Raw genomic sequence first — 20,778 nt, 5'->3', positions numbered from 1 at the left:
ACACTCTAAGCTGGAGACTCTCCGTCTCCTTCATTTAATACCGGAGGCGTAACAGTCGTTTCTTTTTTGTGAAGAGGCTGTGAGATATGTCTCACACAAAAATAAATGATCGTATGCCCTGCTCCAACAATAGCTAATAAAATGGGAATACTTTTTGCTTCATCAAAAAATAGTACAGCTATTAAAAATAAAGATATGGAAACGACGCGCCCGATATTCAGAAATACTTCTCTGACAACAATGTATTCAATTCTTTTTGAAACAACGTCTTTTGCTCGTCCAATCACATCGTATGTTAGAGAAATAAATGGAACCAACAAAATAGGATAGGCAATGGCAATACAAACAGCATATATAATTAACTTTGGATACGATAAGTTAAAGATAAGCAAAAAGACTGCTCCATAGAGAAGGAGGCCTCCTGTGAAGATAAACCGAAGGCGATTTTTTTGCTTAATAAACCTTGAGGCAACATAGTATCCTACAAACGCAACCGCTGAATTCACCAGTCCATATGTTCCTAAAGCTAATTCACTTCCCGTCGTAATAAACACCATGACGGATACAACAAAAATGAACGTACCTTCACGCAACCCTTGAAAGAAATGAGCCTGCAATATTCGATTCCAGTCTTTATTGACTTTTCGTTCAGCCCATACTTCTTTAAATTTGTATACTCCTTCCGCTGCGCGTCTTGTAATAAAAAAACTAAGCACAACGGCACCGATAAACAATAGCAACGATACACCAAACACAATTTTATACCCAAGTGATTCATACAAAGCGGAGATAACGAAGCCCGCTCCTAAAGGACCAATCATCCCTGCAAAAGAGTTTAAAATCCCTAAAAATCCGTTAAAAAAGTCTCTTGTATCAGGTTCTGTAATTTCAAAAGTTAGCACATTAAAAGCTAGCCAATAAAAGCCGTATCCTATACCCAGCAGTCCACCAAGCAATACTAAATACTCCGCTGCGTTAGCTCCACTGATTAATACAGCGATATAAAAAACAGCTAAAAAAGATACACCTAACCTTAAAACCACAACCCGGTCAATTCGTTTGGCCCATTTACCTGCTAAAATAAACGTAAGCGGCTGAAGCACCACTACCGCTAAATTATAAATAGCGAGATCCGAAAATTCGCCTGATTGTTTCCACAGATAAATGTTAACAAACGAATTGGAAATTGAAATAGCCAAGGCATAAAGACCGCCTATAATTAAAAGCAAAAGTAAATCTTTACTAACTTCTACATCTCCAACTACTTTTTTTAATAAAGGCATATCAAAAAACTCCTTTTCTCTTCTACACCTAGTGTGTGAAAAAGAAAAGGAGATATGTAAAAGAATTGGAAAACAAAAAAGCCAGTAAAGGTAATAATTACTTTACTGGCTCTTAAATACGTCTTCAGCTTATTTTGCAGCGTCGTAACGTTTAGCAACTTCGTCCCATTTTACAACATTAAAGAATGCTGAAATGTAATCTGGACGGCGGTTTTGGTAATTTAGGTAGTAAGCATGCTCCCAAACGTCTAGACCAAGAATTGGCGTTTTGCCTTCCATTAATGGGCTATCTTGGTTTGGTGTGCTTGTTACTTCTAATTCGCCGTTGTTTACAACTAACCAAGCCCAGCCAGAACCGAAGCGAGTTTTAGCTGCATTTGCAAATTCTTCTTTGAATTGATCAAAGCTTCCGAATTTGCTAGCGATAGCGTCTGCTAATTCACCAGTTGGAGCACCGCCGCCGTTAGGGCAAAGGATTGTCCAAAATAATGAGTGGTTCGCATGACCGCCGCCGTTATTGCGTACTGCTGTACGGATATCTTCAGGAACAGCATCTAAGTTTGAAATTAACTCTTCAATACTTTTGCTTTCTAGATCCGCTTTGCCTTCAACAGCAGCGTTTAGATTTGTAACATATGTGTTGTGATGTTTTGTGTGGTGAATATTCATTGTTTCTTTGTCGATATGTGGTTCCAGTGCATCGTATGCATAAGGTAGTTCTGGTAATTTGTAAGCCATGAATAATTCCTCCTTCAAAATATGTAAGCATTTTGGCGCAAAAGCACCATATACGTTTAGATTAGCAAATTTACCCTACTGTTTCAAATAAAAAGTTCCTAATCCATGATTTATATTTACCTAATTCCCATTCGCTATTCTTTTAAACATAAAAAAAGCTTCTTTTTCTCAAAAGAAGCTTTGAATAGACAATAGTATGGCGGAGGAAGAGGGATTCGAACCCCCGCGGGCTTTAACACCCCTGTCGGTTTTCAAGACCGATCCCTTCAGCCGGACTTGGGTATTCCTCCAACCCTATAAATGGTGGACCCTGCAGGACTCGAACCTGCGACCGGACGGTTATGAGCCGTCTGCTCTAACCAGCTGAGCTAAGGGTCCACATGGCTCCACAGGTAGGACTCGAACCTACGACCGATCGGTTAACAGCCGATAGCTCTACCACTGAGCTACTGTGGAACAATATGAGTTATGTATGTCACAAACGTAAATTGGAAAATAGCGGCGGAGGGGATCGAACCCCCGACCTCACGGGTATGAACCGTACGCTCTAGCCAGCTGAGCTACACCGCCATGGCTCCACAGGTAGGACTCGAACCTACGACCGATCGGTTAACAGCCGATAGCTCTACCACTGAGCTACTGTGGAACAATATAACATTTACTAGCGACATTAAAAATTTAACATGTTTCTAGCCTAAAGTCAATATATTATTTTAAAACAGCGTATAAAAAATAGGCAATCATCAGAAGTTGAATAAATCCTTTTGAAATAGCGCCACTAAAAAAGCCAATAACCGAACCTACTCCAATTTTTACTGCGTTACTAATTGTGGTCCGATGAACAATCAGTTCTCCTACAATCGCTCCGATAAACGGACCTAAAATAATTCCAAATCCCGGAATAACAAACGGACCCACAAGCAGCCCAACTGTACTTCCCCAAACACCTGCTTTAGTGCCTCCGAATTTTTTCACACCAATAATATTAGCTATATAGTCTGCTAAAAAAAGTGCGACAACTAACAATCCTTGTATCACCCAAAATAACCAGCTATAGGAGCTAAAATCATAAAATAAACCGTATATAACAAATCCTAGAGCTACAAATAGCACGCTTGGAATGATGGGATAAACCAACCCAACAAACGATACAACAAAGCTAATGATAATTAATGCCCAACATAAAATAGCCATGCCTGCACCTATCCTTTTTATTATTACTATTTATCATACAATAACCACTCCTATAAAGAAAGACCTTGCACCACTAGACCTTCCTTTATTTTACTTTCAAATACGATTTTCGAGTGTACCTCTGCAATATTAACAGCACCGTCCAGCTGCCCGTAATATCCCCAAAAACAATGACGGCAAAACCTGTACATACACGCATAAGATGTGCTTGTGACAAAACGCTCCACCGCATCATTGTAATTGGTAACGGTTTCTAAAATCTATTGTAAACCTTAAATTTTCGCTATAAAATAAGATATAATTAGAATCTTCACTAAAAGGAGGCTTTACAATGAGCATGCTGAAAAAGATGGCATGGAGTTTTACTTCCTTCAAAAAAATAAGGTCGCTTCGTTTTGAGCATACGAATAAAACAATTGGCTTTGTGCTGTTTTTAACATTTATTTCTTTGCTGCCTACATTTTTCTTTATGACTTTGACGATTGTAAACGGCTATCATATCGCTACTACAGATCTTCCGAAATCTGTTTCTTCTTTTTCTATTTCAAACTCACAGCTTACGTCAAGTCAACCTTTCACAAAAAAAGTAAACGGTACCGCTTTTATCTTAAACCCCTCACAGTCTATTGAACGGTTTCATTCCCCTGCTCATGCCATTGGTTTTTTAAAGGATGGAATTTACATCACGACTAATTCACAAACACAAACTTATTCATATGAGTTGCTAAACTGGCATCATAAAGATAAAAATGAACTGCTAAACTTGCTGCACGAACAAAAATTTTCTTTATACATACTTGTCCCTATCGCTATGCTTTTACTGTACGTATTAACATCTGGACTAAACTTCCTTTCTATTACCTGCCTTGCTTATCTTGGAAAACTGATTGGACTCATTGCTAAAAAGCAGCTTCCTTTCAAGCAGCTATGGGCACTGAGCGCTTATAGTACGGTAGCCTTCACGCTGCTGTATACGCTTTTTGAAGCTTTTTCTTTGTCTCTAGCAACACATAGCTCTCTTTACTGGATAGGAACATTCTTTATTTACTTGTTGCTCGTCACAAGGGTTCCTATAAGAAAAAAGGTAAAACCTAATAAAGATGCTGGGACCCACGTATTTTAGTTGATAGAAAATCCAACTCGATCGGATTTTTTTATTGATATGGTGAACGCAGTTTTCATGTATGCGGCTGCTTATATATGGTGATTTTTGAAAAAACCACAGGCTCCTGAGGGGGAAACGGAACAGGTAAGACCCAGCAGGAGCGTATGCGACGAGGAAGATCACCGCCCGTGGAAAGCGACGTCTGGCACAGAAATCAACAGCGATATCAACAACGATCCATACTAAATCATTTATTTCATTTGCTCGCCTTTGGATTGGCGTGATGTAGTTAAGTCTCAGCCTCTTTATTTCGGTACAACTTTTCTTCTTCCCATTGCACAAGGAAGAATTTTCAACTGATACAAAACCCACAAACCTCCTGCTGTGAGCAGAATAAAGCTGTAAACAAACATCAGCCTTTCAGTATGCATCCATACTTCAAAAACAACAGGTCCCAACGCTACCCCTAAAAATCTCACCGTTCCATAAATGGATACAATAAACCCTCTTTCTTCGTCTGAAGCCGCTGAAGTAATCATCATATTAATACACGGAAGAACAAATCCTAAGCCGCCAAAGGCGACTGTCAAACAAAACATCAGCACAGGAAGCGTATAAATAATCGTTAATACTCCAAACATCAGGAATAAAAGAGTTATCCCTACTATCATTAATTTTTTCATGAGCTCTACATCTGTTTTGATGCGTTGCCCGGTCCAATAAGAAACGAGCGTCATCGCACCAAGAGGAAATAAAAAAGCGGTTCCTTTAAAAAAACCGTCTATATGATACGTTTCCTCTATTAGAAAAGATAAGTAATATAAAATGCCAAATAATAAAAACAACCCCAATCCCCCGACAAAGAATAAAGGAAAAAGCGATTTTCTTTTATCATAGACAATCCCAATGGCTCTCTTTAAATATTCTTGAACAGATACTGAATCCGAACCTGTTTTCCCTTCTCTCACATACATTAATATACCTACTAAAGCAGCACCTGCAGCTAAAGGATAGACAAAAAACGCGGCATACCATACGACGAGTGCTGCCGATGCTCCAATTATCGGCGCAACCACTTTTCCAACTCCGTTATACACTTCTAAAATCCCGAGGACTTTTGCTCTTTTTTCCCCTGTAAATACATCTCCAGTTAATGCCATTGCCAACGTTGTAGTACCTGCAGCTCCAATCCCTTGAATGACTCTGCCTGCCATCAACACAGTAAAGCTTCCAGAAGAGAATGAAGCACTACTAGCAGCGATGACACTACCTATTATCATCATGACGAGTGAATATATGATTAACTTTTTACGCCCATACCGGTCTGATAAAATCCCTACAGCAGGAATACACAATGCGGCTGGAATCGAAAATGCACTCAGTATCAAACTGGTTTTAACTCCGCTTAAGTGAAGTGACTTTTGAATGCTTGGCAGCAGAGGAATGAGCATGGAATTTCCCAGCACCATGATTAAAGGCAATAAGCCTAATGAAACAATCATTAATTTTTCTTTCAATTTTCGTTCTCCAATCATATTTAAGTAAGACAAGCATAGGCTTTACACATAAGCAAAAGAATGAAGGAGGAGCATAATGAAAAAGCTATGTGCATTAGCCGCTTTCGCTTTTATCGGATATATTTGTCACTACGACATTAAATACGGGACCATTCCCACTGCTACTGAAGCAGTTCAAGTCAGCAAAGCGCAGCCTGCAGAAACAAAAGCCGCCAGCTCTTCTTCCACCTATACAAAAATAAAAATTAAGCCAGGCGATACAGTTTTGTCCGTCATTGAGGAGCTTACAAAAAAATCGATACCGGTTTCTATGAACCAAATGATTAGAGACTTCAAAAAGTTAAATAACGGTACAGCGCCTGAGGATATTCAAATTGGAAAAACGTATAAGTTCCCTATTTACAAGTAATGACAGCATTCTTCTTGTCAAGATGGGATAGTCATTGTTAAAATAGCTAAGGTAGTACTTTCTACTAGTTATTTTGTTCATAAAGAGTTATTCTATTAATGAATTCAAATTCTTGATTTCATTTTGAAGGAGAGATTATCACGTGAGTGAAATTATACATCGTACAAAAACACGCCCGGTTAAAGTTGGAGATTTAACAATCGGAGGCAGCAACGAGTTAGTTATTCAAAGTATGACAACCACTAAGACACATGATGTTGAAGCAACGGTTGCAGAAATTAAACGTTTAGAAGAAGCAGGATGCCAAGTTGTTCGTGTTGCTTGTCCAGACGAGCGCGCAGCAGATGCAATCCCTGAAATCAAAAAACGCATTAACATTCCATTAGTTGTGGATATTCATTTTGACTACCGCTTAGCATTAAAAGCAATTGAAGGCGGAGCGGATAAAATCCGTATCAACCCTGGTAATATCGGTCGCCGTGAAAAAGTGGAAGCTGTTGTAAATGCTGCAAAAGCTAAAAATATTCCAATTCGTATTGGAGTTAACGCTGGTTCACTTGAAAAACGTATTTTAGATAAATACGGCTATCCGACAGCAGATGGCATGGTAGAAAGTGCACTTCATCACATTAAAATTTTAGAAGACCTTGATTTCCATGACATCATCGTTTCAATGAAAGCATCGGATGTTAACTTAGCAATTGAAGCTTATGAAAAAGCTGCTCAAGCATTTGACTACCCTCTTCACTTAGGAATTACAGAATCGGGTACATTATTTGCAGGAACTGTAAAAAGTGCAGCAGGTCTTGGCGCTATTTTATCTAAAGGAATCGGAAATACATTACGTATTTCTTTAAGTGCGGATCCTGTAGAAGAAGTAAAAGTTGCGCGCGAATTGCTAAAATCATTCGGTTTAGCTTCCAATGCTGCCACTCTTATTTCTTGCCCAACTTGCGGACGTATTGAAATTGATTTAATCAGCATTGCTAATGAAGTTGAAGAGTATATTTCAACTGTAAAAGCACCGATTAAAGTAGCGGTACTTGGCTGCGCTGTAAACGGTCCTGGTGAAGCTCGTGAAGCTGATATCGGGATTGCGGGAGCACGCGGTGAAGGTCTGCTATTCCGCAAAGGTGAAATCGTACGCAAAGTTCCTGAAGAAACAATGGTTGAGGAACTAAAAAAAGAAATTGATAAAATTGCTGCTGAATATCACGCAAAGCAAGAAGCTGAAAAAGCTGCGGCTAAATCATAACTAAAAAAAGCGAGGCGCATATGCGCCTCGCTTTTTTTTATGAAAAGAACGGTAATATAAACGTACCGACAATAATCGATACAACTCCGATCCCTATTGCCCATGCTCCTAGCGTAAGTGCTCCTTTTCGGCGTGCGATAAACCCTAGAATAATCCCAGCGGCACCAAGAATAATTGGTAAAAAGAATAGTGAAAGAATCGAAAGCACGAGTGCGAAACGACCGTATCCCGTTCCTTCTCCTCGTCCAGCGACTTCATGATTGCGATCGCGATCAATATCTATAACTTCACGCTCTGCATGAGGCTCTCCTACTCGGTAAGGAACGCCCACTTCAGCTGCAGTTTCTTCCATGAAATCAGCTTCATATACATCTTTTCTACGCCTTTGTTCTTCATTCTCCATGCTTAATCCCTCGCTTTCGTAAATAAGGAGCATTTATAGTATCTGAATGCGAGAAAAAATTATAAGTGTCAATCTTATACAGCTACTCATTCTCTTATAAGAAATAGGTACAGACGCAATCACCAGGCCGTGCAGTGATCATTACGTTTTGTCAAAGGCATATAAAAAGTATTACTGTTTCTCTTTGGGCTTTATGTTACACTAGACAAGAATAATCAAGCACCTAGATAGAATAAACGTATTAAAGGAGTGCACGTAGTTGACGAAAAAGTTTGGAATTGACATTGATGGAACTGTTACTTCTCCTGAAACTTTTGTTCCTCATTTAAATAAAGCCTTTAACTTAAATTTAACACTTGAAGACATTACAGAATATGATTTCAGCCCTTTTGTAAATGTATCACCTGCAGAACTCGGGAAATGGTTTAAAGCAAATGAACGCTCTATTTACGAAACCTCTCCACTTGCAGACGATGCAAAAGCGGTTTTGCAAAAATGGCATCAAAAGCACGAATTATTCTTTATTAGTGCAAGGCACGATAAGCTATTGGACGTCACGGAAGAATGGTTTCAAAAAAATGAACTATCGTTTCATCACATTGAGTTAGTCGGTTCTCATTTTAAAGTTGAGACAGCAAAACGATATAATGTTGATATCTTTTTTGAAGACAAACATGATAATGCTTGTGAAATCAGTGAAGAATGCAATATCCCTGTTATCTTATTTGATACTCCTTATAATCGCTTACCTGTTCCAAAAGGAGTGGTTCGCGTATACAATTGGCTAGAAGCAGATCAGTGGGTAGCCAGCTGGTTAAAAGAACAGCAAAAATAAAAAAGAGAGGTGCATAACGCCCTCTCTTTTTTATTGATTACATTCTATACATTGACCGTAAATTTCAAATTTATGGCCTGTAATATTGTACCCTCGCAAATCCTCGTCTACATACTCCATCGGACAAGCTTCAATTTCTTTTGTTTTCCCACAATCTAAACAAATGAAGTGGTGATGATGATGGGCGGTCGCACATTTAAATCGAAAGTGCTTTTCGCTCGAAAGCTCCGTCATTTCAAGTACGCCTAACTCCACAAACAATGATAAATTACGGTAAATTGTATCAAAACTCAGACCAGGATAATCAGGCTTCATGTATTCTAATACATCTTTTGCCGTTAAGTACTTATTTGATTTTGAAAACAGGGCAAGCATTTCTTCACGCTTTCCTGTATGTTTATATCCTTGATCTTTTAATAAATGAATGGCTTCAGTTAAATTCATTTTTGTTTCCCCTTCCGTCCTTTATTAATCATAATAGATATGATTAAAATAACAACAGCAATGACAACAATTGTACCGCCTGGCGCTAAATCCAAGTAGTACGCTGAAAATAATCCGCCTAAAACAGATATTTCACCAAAAATCACCGAAAGCAAAATCGTTTGTTTAAAGCCTCTAGCTAAGCGAATGCTTGCTGCTACAGGAAGAGTCATAAGAGATGACACTAATAAGATACCGACGATACGCATCGATACAGCAATGACAAGAGCAACCATCACAATAAATAAAAAGTGCATCCACTTCGATTTAATCCCAGAAGCAGAAGCGTGCTCCTCGTCAAAAGATAAAATAAACAATTCTTTATATAAGAAAAAGACAATAGCTATAACAAATACGGCTATGACAACAACTGTCCAAAGATCCGAACGACTCACCGCACTTACGCTTCCAAACAAATAGTTCATTAAATCATTATTAAAACCGTCCGCCAGCGAGATACAAATTGCACTAATACCAATTCCGCCCGATAAAATAATCGGAATGGCCAGCTCTTGGTAATGCTTGTAGACGCTTCGAAGTTTTTCAATAAAAAGAGCGCCTGTAACGGAAGATACCATCCCTAAATAGACGGGGTTCACTCCTTGCATAAACCCTATTTTCTGACTAAGAAGCAAGCTCGCAGAAATCCCCGCTAGCGTTACATGACTTAACGCGTCTGCAATTAAAGAAAGACGTCTTACTACGATGAACGTGCCCAATAAAGGAGCTAAGACGCCAATAATCATACCGGTTAAAAATGCATTTCGTAAAAACTCAAATTGAAATAAACTGCTTATCATACGTGCTGCCCTCCATGATGATGATCATGGGTTAACACATGAACATTATGACCATAAAACATAGATACGTCATGTTCACAAAGCTGTTCGAATTCTTTGGCATCCCCATGAAAGTGTAGAAATTTATTTAAACAAGCAACGTGGGTTACTTTTTCTGAGACAGTGCCAATATCGTGAGTAACAAGCACAAGCGTAATGCCTTTTTCTTTATTTAACTTTTCAAGAAGCTCATAAAAGGTGTACACATTTTGTGCATCCACTCCGACTGTTGGCTCATCTAAAATTAACAGCTCGGGTTCGCTTACAAGCGCGCGCGCAATAAAAATTCGCTGCTGCTGACCACCGGATAGTTCTCCTATGTTTCGATTTAAAAATTCGCTCATCCCCACTGCTTCTACCGCTTCTTTCACTTTTTGTTTATGAGAAGCATTCATAAAGCGAAACAAACCTAATTTTGAAGTAAGACCCGTGGAAACCACTTCAAAAACGGTAGCAGGAAAGCCGCTGTTGAAACTATTCGCTTTTTGCGATACATATCCAATTTTACTTCGTTCTTTAAACCTTCTCTGATCTTTTCCAAATAAACGAATTGCCCCTTGAGATGGTTTTTGCAAACCAAGCAAACATTTGATTAGCGTTGATTTCCCAGAACCATTTGGACCAACGAGACCCAAAAAAGCTCCTTTTGGAATTGAAAAACTTATATCTTCTAATACATTCACTCCATCATATTGAAATGATAAATGATCAATTTCAATGATATCAGGTGTATTCATATGCGCCTCACCATTCTTTTTTTATATTTCTCCATACAAAAGAGGGCACGGTTTCTATCGTATACTCCGTTACCCATTTACTTTCTCAGAATCATTACGATTTAGTCATTAATGTAGTATACAGGATTGTCTTTTATTTGTAAACTAAGCCGGTTCACTCCTTCGCTTTCTTGCCTCCGTAAGTTCATCCGACTCGAAATGTTGTTTTATTACACAATATAGTCACATCTTTCTTTTTTATTCATAAACTATATATGACGAGGAGGTAATCATATGAAAATTGTACAGCAGATTGTCAATAAGAAAGTAAACAACATTACCCCGAAAGAGCTTTTAAAGTATAGCAAACAATACAACATCCCCATTACAGATCAGCAGGCACAAACCCTTGTATCCGTCATTAGACAGCAGCCCGTAAATATTTATAACCTTGAAGAGCGCCGAAATTTAATCAAACAAATTGCTCAAGTAACAGACCGTGAAACTGCCAGACGAGTGAATGAATTATTTCAGCAGTTAATGTAAAAGAAGAGGTCATGTCTATAGACATGACCTCTTTCAACAACATATGAAATTACATAAGCTTTTGTTTTAGCTCTGAATCAAAGCTTTGTGCACGAATCATATCAATTTCCAACTGATATGGGGCTTTTTTATTTTTCTTATCTTCTCCTACATAAGGAGTTTCTAGAATTTTAGGAACTTCTGTAAACGCTGGGTGATGAACAATACAATTCAGTGCACCAAATCCGATTTCACCAAATCCAATATTTTCATGGCGGTCTTTTCGAGCGCCGCATACATTTTTACTATCATTGATGTGAAGCACTTTAATTCGCTGTATTCCTACGGTTTTGTCAAATTCATTTAATACACCGTCAAAGTCTTGAACGATATCATAACCAGCATCATGTACGTGACATGTGTCAAAACAAACAGAGAGCTTTTCATTGTGCGTCACGCCATCAATAATTTGGGCAATTTCTTCAAAGCTTCTTCCACACTCTGTTCCTTTTCCAGCCATTGTCTCAAGCGCAATTTGAACTTCTTGATCAGCCGTCAACACTTCGTTTAGACCTTTGATAATTTGCTGAATACCGGCATCTGCTCCAGCGCCCACGTGAGCTCCTGGGTGAAGAACAATTTGCTTTGCGCCAAGAGCATGGGTGCGCTGAATTTCAGACGTTAAGAAATCTACTCCAAGCTCAAATGTTTCGGGCTTTGTTGTATTTCCTAGATTAATGATATAGGGAGCATGTACAACAATATCTGTCATTCCATGCTCTTTCATATGCAAAAGACCAGCTTCAATATTAAGCTCTTCAATCTTTTTGCGACGAGTATTTTGTGGAGCGCCTGTATAGATCATAAACGTATTTGCTCCGTAAGAAGCTGCCTCTTCACTCGCTCCTAAAAGCATTTTTTTGCCGCTCATTGATACGTGAGAACCAATTTTCAACATTACTTTTTACACCTCTAACCTATTGCGATTAACGATTGTTGCGTCTTTCACTACGCTTTTTCTTTTGCACATACTTTGTAATTTCACGAGCACGTTTTTTCTTGTAGCCAGGCTTTACTTTCTTCGGCTTTTGAATGAAGCGATGTGCCTCTTCTCCCACTTCATCCGCTTTCTTCACACGCTTTTTACGACGGTTACGGTCATCGATGGAAACCCATTCTTGCTTTTGAAGATCTTTGTTTACAAACTCGATTCCCATTTTCTCCAGCTTATTTACTGCATCTTCATCTTCCACATCGAAGATGGTAGCAGCAATTCCAGAATGACCGGCACGAGCTGTACGTCCTACGCGGTGAATGTAGAAATCTAGATCTGAAGGAAGCTCAAAGTTAATGACGTGTGAAATCCCTTCAATATCAATACCGCGAGCTGCTAAATCTGTCGCTACTACGTATTGAAATTCTAAATTATTAATTTGCTTCATCATTTTCTTACGGTCACGAGGAGATAAGTCTCCGTGAATTCTTCCTACCTTTAAGCCTTTAGACAGTAGGTCATCTGCTACTTCGTCCGCCATTTTCTTTGTATTTGTAAAGACGATAGCTAAATAAGGATTATACGAAATAAGCATATCATGCAGGAGCTTAAACTTGTTACGATGACGCAGTGGAACTAATACATGCTCTAATTTAGCTGCTGCTGCTTGCTTCGGCGAAACATGCGTAAATTTTGGATTTTCCATGTATTTTTTTAAGAATGGCTTTAATTTTTCAGGAATAGTTGCTGAAAAAACAAGCATCTGTAATTTTTCAGGCATGTTGCTTGCCAAACGGTCCACATCTTCTAAAAATCCCATATCAAGCATTAAATCAGCTTCGTCTACTACTAACGCCTTTGTTGTATACACAACTAACGCTTTTTCATTTACTAAATCAAACAAACGAGCCGGTGTTCCTACAACAACTTGAGGCTGCTTCTTTAATTTGTCGATTGTACGCTGCTTATCTGTACCGCCGATAAAACATTTTGCTGAAATTTCTTCTCCTTCAGCACTGTGTTTTGTTAGCTTTAATACTTCTTGATAAATTTGAGAAGCAAGCTCACGAGTTGGAGCGGTGATTACAACTTGTACTTCTTCTTTTTTAGGGTCTACCTTTTCAAGTAAAGGCAATAAATAAGCGTGTGTTTTGCCGGTCCCTGTTTGCGACTGACCAATTACACTTTCCCCTTTTAAAACGGAAGGAATTAAGCGCTCCTGAATCTCTGTAGGCTGATAAAAACCTAATTGTTTAATTGCTTCTATTAAAAATGGTTGAAACTCAAAACGTTCAAAGTTTGTTTTTTCCATAATAGTCTCCTTTTTTACATTCACGTTCATCTTTTAAGGCACAATATATGATTATAATCGATTTTTCCTTCTGTGACTACTTCTCATTCATATTACTAAAACTTATTACCTGTTTCAAAAACATTTTATCGCGAGTTGCATACGATAGTAAAAGAAAATCTACTTTACTAAAGGAGGTGCGTCCTTTGCTACAGCGAAGACCACCATTTCCACCCGGTATGCAAAGAAGAATGATGCCAGGAATGCCACCACAAAACGGCTTTGGGCAACAACCTGGTAACTTTGGCCAATTTAATCCATTACAGCAGTTTCGTAACTTTGCCCAGCAAACAAATGCTCAACAATCATTTTACCCGAATCAGCAAGGCCTGAACCGTGGAGGAGGTAACTTCTTAACTCGCCTATTCCGAAGAGGCGGAAATAGAAACATACCATTTCAACAAGCGGCTGCGGCTGCTCCTCGAGGTTCTTTGTTTTCTGGCCTTTCAGGAGCCCAAGGTGCTGCAGGAGCGACTAACTCTTCTTCCCTGCTTGGAGGTTTGCAAGGATTAACGAACCCTGCTAACTTGAGCTCCATGATGGGGAATGTTCAGCGAGTACTAAAAGCAGCGGAAACGATGGGACCTATGATTCAACAATACGGACCTCTTGTCAAAAATGCTCCTTCTCTATGGAAAATCTATCAGGCCTTGCGCTCAAGTGATGACACAGATGAAGTACTCGAAGCAGAAGGAACAGAGGTTTCTGAAACTGATGAAAGCAAAGACAGTAAGGTTTTATCAGCAGGCGCAGAAAGCACGGATTCATCCGATGATGAGCTGGATTTCTTTGAAGAAGAAATTGAACATTCATCCAGAGATCGGGTGTCTAAACCAAAACTTTATATTTGATAAATCTGCTGATTCCTTAAGGAAATACAGTGAGTAAAAAAAGAATATCTTTGTATTCTTCCTTTCTCTTTTATATAATAGAAGCGAGTTGAATTGCTCGTCAGGATTATGATGAGGAGGAAATTGAAATGAAAGTTATTAAAATTGCACCGCGCGGCTATTGTTATGGTGTAGTAGACGCAATGGTCATTGCACGAAACGCCGCTTTAGATAAATCATTGCCTCGACCAATCTATATCTTAGGAATGATTGTTCATAATAAACACGTTACAGATGCGTTTGAAGAGGACGGCATTATCACACTGGACGGTGCTAATCGCCTGGAAATCTTAGACCAGATAAATGAAGGAACCGTTATTTTTACTGCACACGGAGTATCTCCAGAAGTAAAAGAACGAGCAAAAGAAAAAGGCTTAACAACAATCGATGCTACATGTCCGGATGTTACAAAAACCCATGACCTTATTCGCCAAAAAGAAAAAGAAGGTTATGACGTTATTTATATCGGAAAACGAAATCACCCTGAGCCAGAAGGTGCACTTGGTATCGCGCCAGATATCGTTCATTTAATTGAAAAAGCAGAAGACGTAGCCCATTTAAATATTCAACGCGAGAAAATTATTGTAACAAATCAGACAACAATGAGTCAGTGGGACGTTGCAGAAGTAATGGAAAAGGTAAAAGAAAAATATCCGCACGCTGAAGTTCACAAAGAAATTTGTTTAGCTACACAAGTTCGCCAAGAAGCTGTAGCCGAGCAAGCAGGTGAAGCAGATGTTACAATTGTAGTAGGAGATCCTAAAAGTAACAATTCAAACCGTTTAGCTCAAGTATCAATGGAGATTGCCGGCACTGAGGCATATCGTATCGGTGACATCTCAGAGCTTCAGATCGAATGGTTGATGAACGCGAAAACCGTAGCTGTTACGGCAGGCGCATCTACCCCTACTCCAATCACAAAAGAGGTCATCAATTTTCTAGATCAGTTCGATCCGAAAGATGAAACAACTTGGACACGTGAAAAAAGCGTGCCTCTTTCGAAGATTTTACCAAAAGTTCGAACAAAAAAATCGTCTTAATAGACGCAAAAGAAGGTGTTGACATTCGTCAACACCTTCTTTATTACATAAACGTAAATGGGTTTGTGTCTACTTTTGAATCAAATACTTCACACTCAAAGTTTTTCGCATCAAAAAGACTGGTTAATACACGCGTTACACCTTGTCTCATAACTTTTTCAACATGATGACCAGGATCTACAACGTTTAATCCCATTGCCATTGCATCATGCGCAACGTGGAAATACAAATCACCTGTTACATAGGCATCTGCTCCGCTAAATTTTGCGTTTGTAATATATTTGTTTCCATCTCCGCCAAGAACAGCTACTTTTTTCACTGTGGCATCCATAGACCCTACTACTCTAACACCATCCACATCCAATGCTTGTTTAACATGAGCGGCAAACTGTTTTAACGTCATCTCTTCTTTTAACTTCCCAATTCGTCCAAGTCCAAGCGTCTCGCCCGTTTGTTCCACTGGATAAATGTCATAGGCTACTTCTTCGTAAGGATGAGCACTGAGCATGGCACGAATAATTTTATTTTGTTGACCTGCTTCAAAAATAGTTTCAACTTTTGTTTCATTTACACGTTCTAACTCTCCTTTTGAGCCAATGTATGGATTGGCTTCTGAAGAAGGTTTAAATGTGCCTTCCCCTTCAGTTGAAAACGTACAGTCGCTGTAAAGACCCACATGTCCAGCTCCCGCATCACAAATAGCTGTGCGCACTGCTTCAGCATGATTTGAAGGAACAAATACAGCCAGCTTTTTCAGCTGAATAGACGTTGTCGGAACCAGCACTTTTGTCTCTTGTAGCCCCAATGCTTCGGCTAACAGGTCATTTACTCCGCCTTTAGCTATATCTAAATTTGTATGAGCAGCATATACAGCAATATCATGCTTGATGCATTTCTCTAAAATACGCCCTTCAGGACGATCTGTAACCACTTGTTTTAGAGGTCTAAAAATAGGAGGATGATGAGCAATAATCAAATCCACTTGTTTTTCAATTGCTTCGTCTACGACCGTTTCAAGAACATCTAACGTTATCATTACTTTTTTTACAGGCTTGTTTAACGTTCCAATCTGCAAACCAATTTTATCTCCTTCAACCGCTAAATGCTTGGGAGAAAATGATTCAAATGCTTCAATTACTTGAAATCCGTTAGGGATTTTACTCATTTTAACGCCTCCTCAATTAATGAGATGTCTTGGGTAAGTTTTTGAAGTTTTGCTTTGCTTTCCTCGGACTGAGCCTGCTCCATTTGGCTGACAATTTGTTTAAGATGATTTAGCTCATACGTCCACTTTGTCATAAAAGCAGCAGATCGCTTTTCTTTTAAAATAGGGCCCATTAACACACCGGCTTCCACTTCACCGTTATAAGGAGCTAAGGCGTTTCCAGGTTCAGCGACGATGACTTCATACATACGACCGTCTTCTTCGATGATTTTTTCATCAATGATTTCCCAGCTGTGTTGAATCAGCCAGCTGCGAATATGATGTGAACCAATATTCGGCTGAAGTACAAGCCTTTTTACTCCTTCTAACTTCGCTTTTCCTTCTTCTAAAATCATCGTAATAAGCGTTCCGCCCATTCCGCAGATTGTAATACAGTCTACTTCATTCGGTGATATTACTTCTAGGCCGTTTCCTTTTCGAACGTCAATAACGTCCGTTAAGCTTGTTTTTTTCACCTGCTGAATAGCAGATTGAAGAGGACCTTCTGTAATTTCTCCTGCTACGGCACCGCTAATATATCCATTTAAATAAGCAAAACACGGCAAGTATGCATGATCTGAGCCAATGTCTGCTATCTTTGCTCCCAAAGGAATCGACTTTACTACTTCTTCAAGTCTTATTGATAAGTTTAATTCATTCATTTTGTCACCTATTCTCTATGTGATTACTGTTCATTATTTTAACATAGATAGCTGCATGATTCCTATTTCTCTTCATGTTTTCCTTTTAGCTGAATGCTTATAAAAAATCACAAAAAAAAAGCCTGCTTTATAAATGAGCGGCTTTCCAGAAAATCATGTTTCTGAACTCTATTTAATTTCTGATACCCATTTAGCCATTTCCTTCGCTTTTTCTGGAGGAACCAGCCCGGCCGGCATGTTTCCTTTACCGTTTACAACAATATCTGCAATTTCGTCTTGAGAAACTTTTTTCCCAATTCCTTTTAACGAAGGACCTACTCCACCTTGATACTGATCACCGTGACAACCAATACAAGTTTTTTGATAAATTTCTTCTGGTTTAGCTGAAGCCTGCTGTTCCGCGCCACCGCCTTCTTTTTCAGCCGCGATTTCTTTTGCATTGTTCAATCCGTTGAACGAAAGCGTTAACATTAAAGCAATCCCAATTACCGCAATTAATAAAAATGGTATTAGCGGATTTCGCTTCACTCACTATACCCCCTTTATGTATTCCCATCCCTAGAAATAACAAAATAGTATAAGCACTTTTATTTTACTTGAAAATGCTCATAAGTGAAAGGGTTTTATTTACATAATTAACTAATTTCTTATTGCGTATCTTAACAGCCAATTTGTCTTGCAATAACCGAGCGCTGAATTTCTGAAGTTCCTTCTCCAATTTCTAAAAGCTTGGCATCTCGTAAATACCGCTCCACGTGATACTCCTTCATGTAGCCGTATCCTCCATGAATCTGAACAGCTTGACTGGCTACTTCCATACAAATTTCAGAAGCATACAGTTTACACATAGCAGCTTCTTTCGTAAATGGCTTTCCTTGGTCTTTTAACCACGCCGCTTTATACACCATATTTCTTGCTAACTCAATTTTCATTGTCATATCAGCTAATTTAAACTGAATCGCTTGAAACGATGAAATAGCTTTCCCAAATTGCTTTCTTTCCTGCGCATATGACAGTGCTTTTTCATAAGCCGCTTGAGCGATTCCAACGGCCATTGCGCCAATTCCAATTCTTCCCCCGTCAAGCGTCATTAGAAATTGTTTAAAGCCTTCTCCTCTTACACCGAGTAAATTCTCTTCAGGCACTTCAACATCCTCTAAAACGAGTTCAGTTGTATTTGAAGCATGTAGACCCATTTTCTCGTAATTGTCTATTACAGTAAAACCTCGAGCTTCTGTAGGCACGATAATAGCTGAAATTTCTTTTTTCCCTTCTGTACGATTTGTAACAGCCGTTAAAGCTAAAAACTTTGCATAGCTGGCATTCGTAATATAGCATTTACTTCCATTAATCCTAAATGTTCCATCCTTCAACACTGCTTCTGTCTCCGTGCCCCCCGCGTCACTTCCTGCGTTCGGTTCGGTTAAACCAAACGCTCCAAAAGATTCCCCGGAGCATAAAGCAGGTAGGTACTGTTCTTTTTGCTCCTTTGTTCCGAATAAATAAATAGGTGCGCCCCCGAGCGAAACATGAGCTGAGTATGTAATTCCTGTAGAGCCACAAGCTTTACTTAATTCCTCTACGACAATAGCAAAACTAACCGTATCTGCTCCTCCGCCTCCATACTCTTCAGGAAAAGGAAGACCCATTACACCAAGCTCACTTAACTTTTTAAAAACATCAAGTGGAAATTGCTTACTTCGATCGCGCTCTAGTGCATTCGGTGCTACTTCCGCCTCTGAAAACTCTCTCAGCGTCCGTTGAATCATCTTTTGTTCATTGGTTAATTCAAAATTCATTTTTATTCCCCCTAAAAAAAATGTATACGCTTACATTATTTAATTATAATTCATTTTTGTAAATTTTCTCAACTTTTAAAACGTTTTAATTTTTTCGTGTTATAATATAAGGGTACTAATCAAAGCATGAATAAAATGATAGCGATTCCATTTTTCGGATGTTTAAAAGGAATTTGAACAGCTTACGCTCTGTGACAAAAGAATACAAAGGAGCATTTGCAAAACGAAGGACAATTCAGTAAAATATATGAAAGAAGAAAAGTTGGTAAAAAAATCAATATACTTCTTCAAAATGCGTTTTTATGAAATTTATTCCATAAAAAAATAGATAGCCCCTTTCCTCTAGGAAAGAAGCTATCTCATAAGCGTTATTTACGCTTTTATCTATTCTAAGAAATCTTTTAAACGTTTGCTTCGGCTAGGGTGACGAAGCTTACGAAGCGCTTTAGCTTCAATTTGACGAATACGCTCACGCGTTACGCCAAATACTTTTCCTACTTCTTCAAGCGTACGCGTACGTCCATCGTCCAGACCAAAGCGGAGTCTAAGAACATTTTCTTCGCGATCTGTTAACGTATCAAGGACGTCTTCTAACTGCTCTTTTAATAATTCATATGCAGCATGTTCAGAAGGTGATGTTGCATCCTGGTCTTCAATGAAGTCACCTAAATGAGAATCATCTTCCTCACCAATTGGTGTTTCAAGAGAAACCGGTTCTTGAGCAATTTTTAAGATTTCACGAACTTTTTCAGGTGTTAAGTCCATATCTTCTGCAATTTCTTCAGGAGATGGTTCGCGACCTAAATCTTGTAGAAGCTGACGTTGAACACGAATTAGCTTGTTAATCGTTTCAACCATATGAACGGGAATACGAATCGTTCTTGCTTGGTCAGCAATTGCACGAGTAATAGCTTGACGAATCCACCATGTCGCATACGTACTGAATTTATAACCTTTGCGATAATCGAATTTTTCTACCGCTTTAATAAGACCCATGTTTCCTTCTTGAATTAAATCAAGAAACAGCATACCGCGTCCAACATAGCGTTTTGCAATACTTACAACAAGACGTAAGTTTGCTTCAGCAAGACGACGTTTCGCTTCTTCATCGCCTTCTTCAATACGTTTTGCTAAATTGATTTCTTCCTCTGCTGACAATAGGTCAACGCGTCCGATTTCTTTTAAGTACATACGAACTGGATCATTAATTTTCACACCAGGAGGTACACTTAAATCATTTAAATCAAACTCTTCTTCTTTTGACAGTTCTTGAATATCGGGATCGGCATCGTCATCATTTGCTTCAGATTCACTCATTACTTCAACACCTTGTTCTCCAAGGTATTCATAATATTCATCCATTTGATCGGATTCAATTTCGAAGTTCGACATACGCTCTGCAATTTCTTCGTATGTGAGTACACCACGTTTTTTTCCGATTTCGGTCAATTGATCTTTTACTTGTTCAATTGTTAAATCTGAATCAAGTTGTTTTGATTGAGCTGATTTTTCAGCCATCAGATCCCCTCCTTCCAA

At 38.8% G+C, this 20,778-nt stretch carries 23 protein-coding genes and 5 tRNA genes; 7 read left to right on the top strand and 21 right to left on the bottom strand.

Annotated elements, in window-relative coordinates; translation table 11 throughout:
* Positions 1 to 5: 5 nt before the first annotated feature.
* The 9 genes from AC2YJL_RS01945 to AC2YJL_RS01905 form a co-directional block, all read right to left on the bottom strand.
* On the bottom strand, positions 6 to 1,283 hold the full coding sequence (locus AC2YJL_RS01945) for an MFS transporter (RefSeq protein ID WP_050689133.1): 1,278 nt from the start codon (positions 1,281 to 1,283) through the stop codon (positions 6 to 8).
* 129 nt (positions 1,284 to 1,412) lie between these two features.
* Positions 1,413 to 2,021 carry a superoxide dismutase SodA gene (gene sodA, locus AC2YJL_RS01940; protein WP_013059198.1) on the bottom strand — a complete coding sequence of 203 codons (609 nt, stop codon included), beginning with the start codon at positions 2,019 to 2,021 and terminating at the stop codon, positions 1,413 to 1,415.
* A 197-nt stretch (positions 2,022 to 2,218) separates the two neighbouring features.
* Positions 2,219 to 2,311 (bottom strand) — tRNA-Ser (locus tag AC2YJL_RS01935).
* 11 nt (positions 2,312 to 2,322) lie between these two features.
* Positions 2,323 to 2,399: transfer RNA gene (locus AC2YJL_RS01930), tRNA-Ile, on the bottom strand.
* Between the two features lie 3 nt (positions 2,400 to 2,402).
* A tRNA-Asn gene (locus tag AC2YJL_RS01925) sits at positions 2,403 to 2,477 on the bottom strand.
* A 40-nt stretch (positions 2,478 to 2,517) separates the two neighbouring features.
* Positions 2,518 to 2,591, bottom strand: a tRNA-Met gene (locus AC2YJL_RS01920).
* Between the two features lies 1 nt (position 2,592).
* Positions 2,593 to 2,667 (bottom strand) — tRNA-Asn (locus AC2YJL_RS01915).
* Between the two features lie 62 nt (positions 2,668 to 2,729).
* Entirely contained in the window at positions 2,730 to 3,215 is a 486-nt protein-coding gene (locus tag AC2YJL_RS01910) for a DUF456 domain-containing protein (RefSeq protein WP_013059199.1), read from the bottom strand.
* Positions 3,216 to 3,300: 85 nt separating this feature from the next.
* Positions 3,301 to 3,432 carry a hypothetical protein gene (locus tag AC2YJL_RS01905; protein ID WP_269067684.1) on the bottom strand — a complete coding sequence of 44 codons (132 nt, stop codon included), beginning with the start codon at positions 3,430 to 3,432 and terminating at the stop codon, positions 3,301 to 3,303.
* Positions 3,433 to 3,546: 114 nt separating this feature from the next.
* On the opposite strand from AC2YJL_RS01905, the gene AC2YJL_RS01900 reads away from it, so the two are divergent.
* On the top strand, positions 3,547 to 4,338 hold the full coding sequence (locus tag AC2YJL_RS01900; RefSeq protein WP_230933604.1) for a DUF1189 domain-containing protein: 792 nt from the start codon (positions 3,547 to 3,549) through the stop codon (positions 4,336 to 4,338).
* 287 nt (positions 4,339 to 4,625) lie between these two features.
* Here AC2YJL_RS01900 and AC2YJL_RS01895 read toward each other — a convergent pair whose 3' ends face one another.
* A complete protein-coding gene (locus AC2YJL_RS01895; RefSeq protein ID WP_251568819.1) occupies positions 4,626 to 5,837 on the bottom strand; it encodes an MFS transporter in 1,212 nt (403 codons plus the stop codon).
* Between the two features lie 76 nt (positions 5,838 to 5,913).
* Between AC2YJL_RS01895 and AC2YJL_RS01890 the strand changes: the two genes are divergently transcribed.
* Both AC2YJL_RS01890 and ispG read left to right on the top strand, forming a co-directional pair.
* Positions 5,914 to 6,246, top strand: a complete 333-nt coding sequence (locus AC2YJL_RS01890) for a hypothetical protein (protein ID WP_195695893.1) — start codon at positions 5,914 to 5,916, stop codon at positions 6,244 to 6,246.
* Positions 6,247 to 6,397: 151 nt separating this feature from the next.
* Positions 6,398 to 7,501 (top strand): flavodoxin-dependent (E)-4-hydroxy-3-methylbut-2-enyl-diphosphate synthase, encoded by a 1,104-nt coding sequence (gene ispG, locus AC2YJL_RS01885; RefSeq protein WP_201763664.1) that lies wholly within the window; start codon positions 6,398 to 6,400, stop codon positions 7,499 to 7,501.
* Between the two features lie 37 nt (positions 7,502 to 7,538).
* Here ispG and AC2YJL_RS01880 read toward each other — a convergent pair whose 3' ends face one another.
* Positions 7,539 to 7,904, bottom strand: a complete 366-nt coding sequence (locus tag AC2YJL_RS01880; protein WP_050688510.1) for a G protein-coupled receptor family protein — start codon at positions 7,902 to 7,904, stop codon at positions 7,539 to 7,541.
* Between the two features lie 259 nt (positions 7,905 to 8,163).
* Here AC2YJL_RS01880 and AC2YJL_RS01875 point away from each other — a divergent pair, with 259 nt between their 5' ends.
* Positions 8,164 to 8,739 carry a 5' nucleotidase, NT5C type gene (locus AC2YJL_RS01875; RefSeq protein WP_251568821.1) on the top strand — a complete coding sequence of 192 codons (576 nt, stop codon included), beginning with the start codon at positions 8,164 to 8,166 and terminating at the stop codon, positions 8,737 to 8,739.
* Between the two features lie 30 nt (positions 8,740 to 8,769).
* On the opposite strand, the gene AC2YJL_RS01870 is transcribed toward AC2YJL_RS01875, so the two are convergent.
* Genes AC2YJL_RS01870 through AC2YJL_RS01860 form a run of 3 tightly spaced genes read right to left on the bottom strand, consistent with a single transcriptional unit; the run spans position 8,770 to position 10,798 of the window.
* A complete protein-coding gene (locus tag AC2YJL_RS01870; RefSeq protein WP_013059207.1) occupies positions 8,770 to 9,183 on the bottom strand; it encodes a Fur family transcriptional regulator in 414 nt (137 codons plus the stop codon).
* Entirely contained in the window at positions 9,180 to 10,022 is an 843-nt protein-coding gene (locus AC2YJL_RS01865; protein WP_013059208.1) for a metal ABC transporter permease, read from the bottom strand. Before AC2YJL_RS01865 ends, AC2YJL_RS01870 begins: the two co-directional genes overlap by 4 nt.
* Positions 10,019 to 10,798, bottom strand: a complete 780-nt coding sequence (locus AC2YJL_RS01860; protein ID WP_230933606.1) for a metal ABC transporter ATP-binding protein — start codon at positions 10,796 to 10,798, stop codon at positions 10,019 to 10,021. Before AC2YJL_RS01860 ends, AC2YJL_RS01865 begins: the two co-directional genes overlap by 4 nt.
* Positions 10,799 to 11,071: 273 nt before the next feature.
* Between AC2YJL_RS01860 and AC2YJL_RS01855 the strand changes: the two genes are divergently transcribed.
* Complete coding sequence (locus tag AC2YJL_RS01855) at positions 11,072 to 11,323, top strand: DUF2624 domain-containing protein (RefSeq protein ID WP_230933607.1); 252 nt, start codon at positions 11,072 to 11,074, stop codon at positions 11,321 to 11,323.
* A gap of 49 nt (positions 11,324 to 11,372) precedes the next feature.
* Here AC2YJL_RS01855 and AC2YJL_RS01850 read toward each other — a convergent pair whose 3' ends face one another.
* Entirely contained in the window at positions 11,373 to 12,260 is an 888-nt protein-coding gene (locus tag AC2YJL_RS01850) for a deoxyribonuclease IV (protein WP_251568823.1), read from the bottom strand.
* Positions 12,261 to 12,288: 28 nt separating this feature from the next.
* Positions 12,289 to 13,608, bottom strand: a complete 1,320-nt coding sequence (locus AC2YJL_RS01845) for a DEAD/DEAH box helicase (RefSeq protein ID WP_013059212.1) — start codon at positions 13,606 to 13,608, stop codon at positions 12,289 to 12,291.
* A 185-nt stretch (positions 13,609 to 13,793) separates the two neighbouring features.
* On the opposite strand from AC2YJL_RS01845, the gene AC2YJL_RS01840 reads away from it, so the two are divergent.
* Together AC2YJL_RS01840 and AC2YJL_RS01835 are read left to right on the top strand one after the other, a co-directional pair.
* Complete coding sequence (locus tag AC2YJL_RS01840) at positions 13,794 to 14,498, top strand: YqfQ family protein (RefSeq protein WP_013059213.1); 705 nt, start codon at positions 13,794 to 13,796, stop codon at positions 14,496 to 14,498.
* A gap of 128 nt (positions 14,499 to 14,626) precedes the next feature.
* Positions 14,627 to 15,577: a 4-hydroxy-3-methylbut-2-enyl diphosphate reductase gene (locus AC2YJL_RS01835; protein WP_114896763.1), complete on the top strand. Its 951-nt coding sequence runs from the start codon at positions 14,627 to 14,629 to the stop codon at positions 15,575 to 15,577.
* A 43-nt stretch (positions 15,578 to 15,620) separates the two neighbouring features.
* On the opposite strand, the gene AC2YJL_RS01830 is transcribed toward AC2YJL_RS01835, so the two are convergent.
* The 5 genes from AC2YJL_RS01830 to rpoD form a co-directional block, all read right to left on the bottom strand.
* Positions 15,621 to 16,742: a Nif3-like dinuclear metal center hexameric protein gene (locus tag AC2YJL_RS01830; RefSeq protein ID WP_230933609.1), complete on the bottom strand. Its 1,122-nt coding sequence runs from the start codon at positions 16,740 to 16,742 to the stop codon at positions 15,621 to 15,623.
* Positions 16,739 to 17,443 (bottom strand): tRNA (adenine(22)-N(1))-methyltransferase, encoded by a 705-nt coding sequence (locus AC2YJL_RS01825; protein WP_251568824.1) that lies wholly within the window; start codon positions 17,441 to 17,443, stop codon positions 16,739 to 16,741. Before AC2YJL_RS01825 ends, AC2YJL_RS01830 begins: the two co-directional genes overlap by 4 nt.
* A 168-nt stretch (positions 17,444 to 17,611) precedes the next feature.
* Positions 17,612 to 17,971 (bottom strand): cytochrome c550, encoded by a 360-nt coding sequence (gene cccA, locus AC2YJL_RS01820; RefSeq protein ID WP_013085044.1) that lies wholly within the window; start codon positions 17,969 to 17,971, stop codon positions 17,612 to 17,614.
* A 131-nt stretch (positions 17,972 to 18,102) separates the two neighbouring features.
* Positions 18,103 to 19,242: an acyl-CoA dehydrogenase family protein gene (locus tag AC2YJL_RS01815; RefSeq protein WP_251568825.1), complete on the bottom strand. Its 1,140-nt coding sequence runs from the start codon at positions 19,240 to 19,242 to the stop codon at positions 18,103 to 18,105.
* A gap of 384 nt (positions 19,243 to 19,626) precedes the next feature.
* Positions 19,627 to 20,760, bottom strand: coding sequence for an RNA polymerase sigma factor RpoD (gene rpoD, locus AC2YJL_RS01810; RefSeq protein WP_014458197.1), 1,134 nt, complete (start codon positions 20,758 to 20,760; stop codon positions 19,627 to 19,629).
* Positions 20,761 to 20,778: the final 18 nt, after the last annotated feature.

The organism is Priestia sp. SRI_019 (genome assembly GCF_057586255.1).
Note: the sequence above shows the minus strand (reverse complement) of the source record. Positions and strands in the feature narration are given on the sequence as shown.